Source organism: Holzapfeliella sp. JNUCC 80, from assembly GCF_053667655.1.
This window is the reverse complement of the sequence record NZ_JBSJXZ010000005.1, coordinates 1-8,812: the sequence shown is the minus strand read 5'-3', so window position 1 is coordinate 8,812 and position 8,812 is coordinate 1. Positions and strand designations below refer to the sequence as shown.

The 8,812-nt window shown below is 28.9% G+C and carries 11 protein-coding genes; 4 read left to right on the top strand and 7 right to left on the bottom strand.

Going from position 1 to position 8,812, the window contains the following annotated elements; genetic code table 11:
• Positions 1 to 25 precede the first annotated feature (25 nt).
• The 4 genes from JNUCC80_RS06675 to JNUCC80_RS06660 all read left to right on the top strand — a co-directional run bounded on the left by JNUCC80_RS06675 (position 26) and on the right by JNUCC80_RS06660 (position 4,129).
• Positions 26 to 250 carry an MmcQ/YjbR family DNA-binding protein gene (locus tag JNUCC80_RS06675; RefSeq protein WP_454153681.1) on the top strand — a complete coding sequence of 75 codons (225 nt, stop codon included), beginning with the start codon at positions 26 to 28 and terminating at the stop codon, positions 248 to 250.
• A gap of 422 nt (positions 251 to 672) precedes the next feature.
• The gene (locus JNUCC80_RS06670) at positions 673 to 1,509 is read left to right on the top strand and encodes a replication initiation protein (RefSeq protein WP_454153679.1); all 837 of its coding nucleotides are present in this window, start codon (positions 673 to 675) and stop codon (positions 1,507 to 1,509) included.
• Positions 1,510 to 1,690: 181 nt separating this feature from the next.
• A complete protein-coding gene (locus JNUCC80_RS06665) occupies positions 1,691 to 1,993 on the top strand; it encodes a hypothetical protein (protein ID WP_454153677.1) in 303 nt (100 codons plus the stop codon).
• 348 nt (positions 1,994 to 2,341) lie between these two features.
• Positions 2,342 to 4,129, top strand: a complete 1,788-nt coding sequence (locus tag JNUCC80_RS06660) for a plasmid recombination protein (protein ID WP_454153675.1) — start codon at positions 2,342 to 2,344, stop codon at positions 4,127 to 4,129.
• 213 nt (positions 4,130 to 4,342) lie between these two features.
• Here the strand turns inward: JNUCC80_RS06660 and JNUCC80_RS06655 are convergent, their stop codons facing one another.
• The 7 genes from JNUCC80_RS06655 to JNUCC80_RS06625 all read right to left on the bottom strand — a co-directional run bounded on the left by JNUCC80_RS06655 (position 4,343) and on the right by JNUCC80_RS06625 (position 8,432).
• Positions 4,343 to 5,107: a TraX family protein gene (locus JNUCC80_RS06655; RefSeq protein WP_454153694.1), complete on the bottom strand. Its 765-nt coding sequence runs from the start codon at positions 5,105 to 5,107 to the stop codon at positions 4,343 to 4,345.
• 240 nt (positions 5,108 to 5,347) lie between these two features.
• Positions 5,348 to 5,701, bottom strand: coding sequence for a hypothetical protein (locus tag JNUCC80_RS06650; protein ID WP_454153693.1), 354 nt, complete (start codon positions 5,699 to 5,701; stop codon positions 5,348 to 5,350).
• Entirely contained in the window at positions 5,691 to 5,972 is a 282-nt protein-coding gene (locus JNUCC80_RS06645) for a type II toxin-antitoxin system RelB/DinJ family antitoxin (RefSeq protein WP_454153691.1), read from the bottom strand. The genes JNUCC80_RS06650 and JNUCC80_RS06645 overlap by 11 nt, the downstream gene beginning before the upstream one ends.
• Positions 5,973 to 6,129: 157 nt before the next feature.
• On the bottom strand, positions 6,130 to 7,032 hold the full coding sequence (locus JNUCC80_RS06640) for an alpha/beta hydrolase fold domain-containing protein (protein ID WP_454153689.1): 903 nt from the start codon (positions 7,030 to 7,032) through the stop codon (positions 6,130 to 6,132).
• A 147-nt stretch (positions 7,033 to 7,179) separates the two neighbouring features.
• On the bottom strand, positions 7,180 to 7,524 hold the full coding sequence (locus JNUCC80_RS06635; protein ID WP_454153687.1) for an iron-sulfur cluster biosynthesis family protein: 345 nt from the start codon (positions 7,522 to 7,524) through the stop codon (positions 7,180 to 7,182).
• A gap of 216 nt (positions 7,525 to 7,740) precedes the next feature.
• The gene (locus JNUCC80_RS06630) at positions 7,741 to 8,121 is read right to left on the bottom strand and encodes a DUF1304 domain-containing protein (RefSeq protein ID WP_454153685.1); all 381 of its coding nucleotides are present in this window, start codon (positions 8,119 to 8,121) and stop codon (positions 7,741 to 7,743) included.
• Between the two features lie 113 nt (positions 8,122 to 8,234).
• Positions 8,235 to 8,432: a cold-shock protein gene (locus JNUCC80_RS06625; RefSeq protein WP_454153683.1), complete on the bottom strand. Its 198-nt coding sequence runs from the start codon at positions 8,430 to 8,432 to the stop codon at positions 8,235 to 8,237.
• Positions 8,433 to 8,812 lie beyond the last annotated feature (380 nt).

Below are 8,812 nucleotides of genomic sequence, written 5' to 3'. Positions count from 1 at the left end.
TAATCGTAAATGGTTCGGATTAATTATGGATATTCGTAAAAATCAACTTGGATTATCAGAAGAAGAAATAATAACTATTTTGAATGTAAAAGTTGAAAAAGAACTGATAGGAAACTTTAGAAAAGAAAAGAATATATTTCCTGCATATCACATGAATAAAGAAAATTGGGTTAGTATTAACTTAAATTCAAACATTTCATTTTTAAATATTAAAAAATTGATTGATACTAGTTTTGAATTGACTAGTTAAATTTATATCGATGAATTAGTCGATTCAAAACTAGATAAAGGAGTGATGTCAATATGTTAGATTTTTTCAAAGGTTTATTGTCTAGACTAAATGTAAATATTTAGTTATATTTTAATATATATTGAGTAAAGTGAAGTGCATTAATAGTTGACTTAAAATGTTGGTTGTTAATGCACTTTTTATATATATATGTTTTATAATTCTTTTAAATACTCTTTTACGTGAGCTGTATCCCAATACTAACAATGGTTACAGGACGTTTACCAAACCATTTTGCGACGTTTACCAAACCATTTTGCGACGTTTACCAAACCATTTTGCGACGTTTACCAAACCATTTTGCGACGTTTACCAAACTTATTTTGATTTTTGGGTTTGGTTAATGTAGAATAAGATTACTATCAAATTTTGGAGGTACTTTTATGGCAGTAGGTGAGATAGCCAAATATGACAATGAATTGAACTCAATACCACTAAGTCACTTAACTCGAAGTGAAACTAACTTATTTTTTTCTATCATTTCAAAAATGAGAGATAGAGGAACTGAAAAAGTTAGATTTTATTTTGATGAATTAAAGGATTTATCGGATTATCGTGGGAAAAATATGGATCGATTTATTGATTCAATGCTTAAGTTATACAAAAAAATGCTAACTTTAAACTTTGGAATAACATCAAAAAATGGGCTGGTTCATGAACAATTTATTATGTTTTCTGAATTTAAAATAGACGCTGAATCTGAATACCCTTATGTAGATATTAAGATATATGAAAAAGCTGTTCCTTTACTTAATGAACTGAGTACATGGGTTAGGTTCTCTTTAAAAGAGTTTAATGATATTCATTCAGTCTATGCAAAAACATTATTTCGATTGTTTAAACAATTCAGGACAACTGGGAAAGTAATTTTACCTGTTGAAAAATTTAACGAATTGCTAGATGTTCCAAAATCCTATAAACAATGGCATGTGAATACTAAAATATTGAAACCAGCTATGGAAGAATTATCGAATTATTTTGATCATCTAAAAGTTGAAAAAGAATATTTTAAGAAACGTGGTAGACCATTAAAAAGTTATACATTTACTTTTAAACCAGATAAAAAAGAAAAATTTATTGATAATAAATTTGAAAAGAACTCATATCAAAAACCATACCAAGAAATTTCAACAGACTGGGAAAGTTACATACCTAAAAAAGAAAAAAGCAAAGAAGATATTAGCAATAAACTTTCGGACTTGTTGGGAGAACTAGATTAAAGGGGGATTTTTATGTTTTTAAAGTCTATGTGGACTTATATAGGACTTTTATTTGCTATATATGCAATTATGTTTTCTCAATACATGATTCTATTCTCTGCATTTATATTTTTTATGCTCGGATTTATGGATGATGACTCAGGTCAAATAACACATCGTATAAAAAAAATTAGGAGAAAACATGATAAATCAACTACGAAAGATTGAAGAACAAGAAAAGAAATTACGCCAAAAGAAAAAGCAACTTTTTGGAAAAGAACAGGCTAAAATTGGTCGTCAATTTATGAAATCAGTTAAGTTAAAAACAACTGATTTTGATAAGGCAAAAAGTCGTCTTGAAGAGGGTTTTTTAATCAGCAAAGATAACTATAAAAAATTAGTTTATTTAGCTAATGAAATTTACCAAGATTCTGACGGTAATTTGCAGACAAAAAATAGCGAAGAATTGTTGAAAATTTCGGCGACTTTTAGGACAAAAAAATAATCAAAAAAGGGTCAATTTTTGATTATTTTATAAGGGGTTTTAAAGACTGAAAAATGAGTTTATTTTCAGTCTTTTTTTGTGGAAAAAATTTATAATATTTTGACGCAAAAAATCGACCAAAAAAATCACTATTTTTTAGTCGATTTATCAGGGTGAAAAACGTGCCAATTTTCAGCCTATTTTTTCAATCAAAAAGTGTACCTATTTTGGATTGAAAAACAGCTCCGCAGGACGTTTGAACTTTTGGAACAGCGTGCCAAAAGTTCGAAAACGTTACCTTTTGCCAAAAGGTAACCAAAACCGCTATACTTATTATTATCAAAATCAATCTAGTTAGAGGTGCTATTTATGGGTATGAGTATTAGCTTTAAAAAAGCCACAAATATGACGTCAATTAAACACAATAATCGTGACTTTAAAAAAGAAGATTGGGAGAACAAATATCATCAGCATATTAATCCTGATTTTACGGCTCAAAATATTGTCATTAAACAAGAAGATATTAAAGCTGTTTATCAAAAGTTATTTCAATCCGTAGTTGATGAGTATAATCAAAAGCAAAAAAGAGCAGATAGAAAAATAGACGATTATTATTCTAAAATTAAGCACTCAAAAGGCTATGAATTACAGCGGGAATTTGTCGTTCAAGTTGGGCAAAAATCTGACTTTGAAAATGGCATTGAAAGTGAGAATTGGCAAACAGCTAATCAGATACTTAAAAGCTACGCTGAAAACTTTCAAAAAGAGAACCCTAATTTGTACGTGTATAACGCTGTCATTCACAATGACGAAGTTAGCCCTCATTTACACCTCAATGTTGTGCCAATCGCAACAGGCTACAAAACAGGGGTTAAAATACGTCCTAGTTTTGATAAGGCTTTAAAAGGTCAATTAGGCGATAAAAAAGGCGACTCTCGAGAGCTTTTTAGAACCTACCGTGATAAACAGGTCAAAACACTTGAAATGTCGCTAAATGAACACGGAATTGACCGTGATATTAAAAATACAAATAAAATCAAAGATGTTCGTGAGTATAAAAATCTTGTTCAAGAAACAGAGCGATTGGCTCTAGATAAATACAATGAACTTACAGAACATTATAATCAGAAAGCCGAAGAATATAGGCAAAAACTACAAAAGCAGTTGGACGACTTAAAAAACCAAAGAACTAGTTATCAAAAAGAAAATACAGAATTAGAGCAAGAAATCAGCGACAAAAAGCAAGAATTGTCGGTTTACGAAGAAAAAAGCCAAAAAATGCAATCTAAGAGTTTAACACTTGAAAATAAGATAAATGACTTAACAGAACATAAAAACGGCTTAGAACGTCAAATTTTGGCAAATAAGAGCGATTTAAAACAAATATCACAGCAAATAAAACATAAACAAAACCATTTAGCTAAATCAGACTACAAAAAGACGTTATTTGATAAATTTTATAAAAAATTCTCTAATCGTAATTCTACTAACAGCAAAGCAAGAGAAATTTTGCCAGGAAAAGTTATTAGCAACCAAAACTATGACCAAACCTTAGCCAAAATTTCTGAATTAGTTGAAACGGTCGATATGGCAAAAGATATTGGGCAAGTATTTACTGAAAATGCTGAACTCAAACATCAGCTTGATTCTGATATTCAAAATAAAGCTCAAAAGATATATCAAAATCATTTCAAAAAAGAACTTCAAGCAGCTACCAAAAAACTAACGACAGAAAATAAATCATTAAAACAGGAAAATGACGAGCTAAAAGGCTTAGCTAAGAAACAGCAAACACGTATTCAAAAGTTAGAAACCATTCTTTATGCAGTTAGAGAAACTATTCAAGATTTTGGCTATGAATTTAAGCATAAGTTAAAAGATATTTGTGTAACTTTTGGTACTAAACTTCGAGATAAATTTACTCAAAATGGAAAAGTTAACTTGAATGCAACTGATGTAAAAAACGAATTAGGCATTAAAAAAACACCGTCAGCAAGTAAAAAGATACTGTACGGTGTTAATTCTGATCAAAGAACAAGAGAAGCATTTAGAGAAAAACGCCCTCTTAAATTATCTCCTCAACAACGAAAAGAAATTCAACAAGCAGAGATATTTAAAGAGTTGAATCGTCATCGTGGTAAGGAAATTGGAAGATAATTAAGTTTTAGTTTAGCTGACCGTTTAAATAAGCTGTAATCAAAACTAATCCCAATCCTATAATTATTAATAAAAGCCCAATTAGAGATAGAGGACTATGTGTCGATTCGTAGTAATATCCTTGCCATCTAGATGTTATGATAGATAACAAAATGCCAATAACGAATAAAATAATTCCTAAAATTATAAATATCCTCACGTTTTTACCTCTTTTTAATGATTAATAAAGGTTGCTAGTAAATAAATAATAATTATATGCGATGGGTAAAATATATAGAAAAACCACTTCATACTTCTTCCTTTTTCCCCATTGTACATAAGAATTAATAATATTGATAATACCATCCACGACTGTATTACATTTCCAGTCAATAAACACAATGCTGATAGTACTAAAATAACAGCACACTGAAGGTATCTATTTTTTCTAAAAATATGAAGTAATAATGCTAATATAACAAATGCTAAACCACCTTCAACTGTTATGACGTTAGGTATATACATTATTAAGTTTATTAAAGCAACGTTATATGTACTTAGAATCATTGCACAAATCAAAGGCATGATAATAATAAAAGCCCATGCGGACAAGCCTAATAAAAATCGTTTTCTATCTGTTTTATATACGAACATACTATCCCAAGCCCACATAGCAAGGACTCCTAAGAAAAGCGTTCCCATCATAGAATTAATTAAAACCAAATTATCATTTGGTACTAGTTTAGTAACTACATTTATCGCAAAAGTTGTAATCCAAAAAAACGATAGTAAGTTCATCATGTATCGAGATTTAGAGCGCGTATAATGATAACCTTCAACAGTTAAAAATATAAAAATTGGTGCAACAGATCTTCCTAAAATAGTAAGAATTTCAGGTGCTCCTTGATTTACAAATGCATCAAAAATATGATCTCCAACCATTAACACAATACCTAATATTTTCAAATCAAAGTTTGAAAGTATTTTTAACTTTTTCATATTTCCACACTTTCCTTTTTTTATTACTGATGTTAATTCTATCACATATATAGATGGTAATTATATAAAATTCACAGAACTGCAGTTACCAAAATGAAGAAAATATTTTAATTTATTTTAAAGTTCTTTTTTGTTTACTTCAGGAAACTCGCATTCCTTGAACACTAAAAAAGCAGTCATTTCTGACTGCTTTTTCGCTTATAATTATGTTATACAAATGCACTGCTTACTTAAAAATAATTACTTGATTTGTCTATAATAATTTTCAATAAATTCGTCTAGTCCCTTAATATCTCTGTTAGAAATTCTGCCAATAATATTGAAGTTAACGCGACCATTAGGTAGTAATACTCTGTTCTTTATATCTACCCATGTAGGTTTATTTAAACCTGCATCATTCCAGTCTTTTAATTCATAGTATTGTTTTTTTATAACGCTTGACTTTTTATCATATTGAGATGTCAAAGCTAGCGCAGATATTACTGCATTACTAACAGTTAAAACTAAAACAGGCCGACTTTTTCCACCACTTTTATCAGAAAATTGAACAAAGGCTATCGATACATCATTTTTTGTACTTCTGTCATTCTTCATCAAACCATGCCTTTAAATCTGTATCATTGCGGGTCAAATCACGAACAGGTATTTGATCGGTTACTTTTAATAAATTATTAGTTAAAAGTTCACGTTCCGTTAACTTAAGTTCAAATGGAATGCTACCAGATGCAGCAACACGTTTATATAAAGCATTGATTAAAGTTGTTTGATTAATTCCCAGTTTAGATAAAATAGAGTCTACATCGTTCTTTAAATACGAATCAACTTTAACTTGAATGCGTTTTTCTTTTTCTGTTGAAATTCTCATAAAATTTCTCCTTTTCACTTTAATGTTTAAACCTATTATACTCCCAGAGGGAGAATAATGGTAGTTAAAAATTAACTATGTCTACTTCTTGGTATAACCATTCCTTGAATATCAAAAAAACACCCGAAAGGGTGTTTTTTTATTGCTTAAAAATTAACTATTTGGTTATAGTATCAACTATTTTATTAATAGCTTTTTTACTTTCAGGAATATGTAGATATAAGGGATAAATATGATTCATTTTATACCCCACACATAATTCAGATTCTACATTTTGACCAACTATTTTTTTATAAAATTTGTATATATCAGGATAAATTACTTCATGAGTACCAGTAAAAATCAATGTTTTCGGCAGATTGATACTGTTTCCATATAGTGGACTAACTTTATAATCTTTTGAATCTAATTCATCAGCCCATGTTGCTCCTAAAACTTTTGTTCCTGCAATTCCAAGCATAGGATCTTTTTTTTCGTATTTTATCAGTTCAGGATTTGACATAGATATATCTACCCATGGAGAAATACAAATTAATAGATCTGGTGTTTGAATATTTATATTTTTAATATACTGACAAAAGCCGAGAATAAAGCCACCACCTGCTGAATCTCCCATAAGCGTTAATTTATTTGGATTTTGATTCAATAAACGTTTATAAATGCTCGTGATTGTTTTATAAGTTTCTTTATATGTGTGATTTGGTGCTAATTTATAAATTGGTGCAATAATATATGAGTTAGCTAATTTAGCTATTCTATTCAAAAATCTAATATGCAAAGGATGAATTTCGTCAACATAAGCTCCGCCGTGTATGTATAGAACTGTATTGGTAGCTGTGCTTTTGTTCCCAAAAGTTAAAACTTGTATTCCATCTATATATTCTAAATTCACATTTCCTTTATATTTTTTTAAATTAATATCTAATGGTTCATCTTGGATAAGAGACCGCTTTTTTAAGTGTTTTTTTGCTGAATCTTCATAAATAAAATGATTTGTATTCACACATCTTATTGCTGTTTCTACAATTTTAGACATTATAGATCTCTTGTTTTTTTTCATAATAAAACTCCTTTTAATTTTTGATTGTACACTAATTAATATGTATTAAGTATATAAAAATAGGTGACAAGTCCAAAGTATTTTACTAAAGACTTATCACCTACTTCAACTAAATAGATATAACAAACTTGTACGTTATTTAGTTTTTTATTTGTTTTCTGTGCTAGAAACAGCACCATCAATTACTCCACTGTCATCACTTAAAATAAGAGATGCGTTTTTATAATCCAAAATAAGATTTTCACCTAAGAAGGCTACTTCTTCTTTTGAAGTTGTTAATTTCAAGTTTAAATTGTTTTCAATGTCTTGGTTGTAATCAGTATCTTCTCGAGCACTAAATACAAATTGAAATTTATTTCCGATGGCACATGTACCACCTAATTTTGAAAATTTATTTGATCCATCATCTAGTGCCAAAAAAACATAACTATCTTTTGATGGCATTTTATCTTGTAAATATTTTTGAGCTGCATCTTTAATATTTAGTTTCATAACATAATACCCCCGCTTTTATTTAATAGGTTTTGCACAATTATTATAACTCTTTAAATCTATATTTTTCAAATATTATTTGCTTAGACTGTTTATGTTAGTTACTGGTATAACCGTTCCCCTTGATACGTTTTTGAGCACAAAAAAAGAGCCGTACAGGCTCTTTTTCTGTTACTATTTTTAGATATTAACTATTTGAGAATCCCCACAAATTTGCTAAATTATGTAATTAATAAATAAACATATAAGAGCTACTATAGCTGGAAGTCCTTGGGTTAGTATGATTTTTTTGTTAACTGTCATAGCACCAAATATTGCGGCTATTATCACAAACATAACAAATAAAAATAATCCGTATGGTGTAGCATTATTTGGAAATATAAATAAACTAGCCAAAATTCCTAAACCAATAAATCCATTATATAGCCCTTGATTTGCCATACTTATTTTTGCTTCATGTTGCTTCAAATAGCTAAGTGGTAAATCAAAAGCTTTTTGAGCAACTTTAGAGGTATTTGCAAACATCTCTATAAACATTATTATAAAAGCCTCTATGGCAACTATGACTGTAGTTATAGTTGTTAAACTTTGTATCATTTATTGACCTTCTATCATATTTTTTACTTAATTTGAAGTGTACTTCTTGGTGTAACCATTCCCAGGTAGGTTTTTTTGAGCATAAAAAAAGCCCTACAGGCTCTTTTTTGTTACTATTTTTGGATATTAACTGCTTGAGGTCCACGATCACTTTGTTCAATTTCAAAAGTAACCGTTTGTCCTTCGTCTAAAGTTTTAAAACCATTTGATTGAATAGCTGAGAAATGAGCAAACACATCTTCACCATTTTCTTGAGTAATAAAACCAAAACCTTTGTCTGCGTTAAACCATTTAACTGTACCGTTAATCATATATAATTTCCTCCTGATGCATATTAAATATGCGTTTTGTTGCAATAAATATTTGATAAGTAAAAGGAAAAATTATAGATATGTATAATGTTACAGTTCACGTTTCAAAATCAATTACATACGTAGTATAACATAAAAAAAGAAATAAATAATACAATTATAAAAAATAAATTATTTTTTTATAATTTCTTGGTGAAGCTATTCTTCGAATATAAATTATATAAGTGCTAGAATTAGAGTATACAATTAATTTTTGCTGTAAAGGAGTAGGGTTATGACTAAAAGAAGTGAAATTTTTGAATATGTTCAAGATACTTACAATGTTGCTCCAGAACAAATATTTTCTAAGTTTCCTAGCTATTATATACTACGTCATAATA

Excerpts from the sequence above, each read along its gene's own strand:
- JNUCC80_RS06675 (WP_454153681.1), top strand. The coding sequence starts at position 26 with ATGGATATTCGTAAAAATCAACTTGGATTATCAGAAGAAGAAATAATA.
- JNUCC80_RS06645 (WP_454153691.1), bottom strand. The coding sequence starts at position 5,972 with ATGAGAATTTCAACAGAAAAAGAAAAACGCATTCAAGTTAAAGTTGAT.
- JNUCC80_RS06640 (WP_454153689.1), bottom strand. The coding sequence starts at position 7,032 with ATGAAAAAAAACAAGAGATCTATAATGTCTAAAATTGTAGAAACAGCA.
- JNUCC80_RS06655 (WP_454153694.1), bottom strand. The coding sequence starts at position 5,107 with ATGAAAAAGTTAAAAATACTTTCAAACTTTGATTTGAAAATATTAGGT.
- JNUCC80_RS06630 (WP_454153685.1), bottom strand. The coding sequence starts at position 8,121 with ATGATACAAAGTTTAACAACTATAACTACAGTCATAGTTGCCATAGAG.
- JNUCC80_RS06660 (WP_454153675.1), top strand. The coding sequence starts at position 2,342 with ATGGGTATGAGTATTAGCTTTAAAAAAGCCACAAATATGACGTCAATT.
- JNUCC80_RS06650 (WP_454153693.1), bottom strand. The coding sequence starts at position 5,701 with ATGAAGAATGACAGAAGTACAAAAAATGATGTATCGATAGCCTTTGTT.
- JNUCC80_RS06635 (WP_454153687.1), bottom strand. The coding sequence starts at position 7,524 with ATGAAACTAAATATTAAAGATGCAGCTCAAAAATATTTACAAGATAAA.
- JNUCC80_RS06625 (WP_454153683.1), bottom strand. The coding sequence starts at position 8,432 with ATGATTAACGGTACAGTTAAATGGTTTAACGCAGACAAAGGTTTTGGT.
- JNUCC80_RS06670 (WP_454153679.1), top strand. The coding sequence starts at position 673 with ATGGCAGTAGGTGAGATAGCCAAATATGACAATGAATTGAACTCAATA.
- JNUCC80_RS06665 (WP_454153677.1), top strand. The coding sequence starts at position 1,691 with ATGATAAATCAACTACGAAAGATTGAAGAACAAGAAAAGAAATTACGC.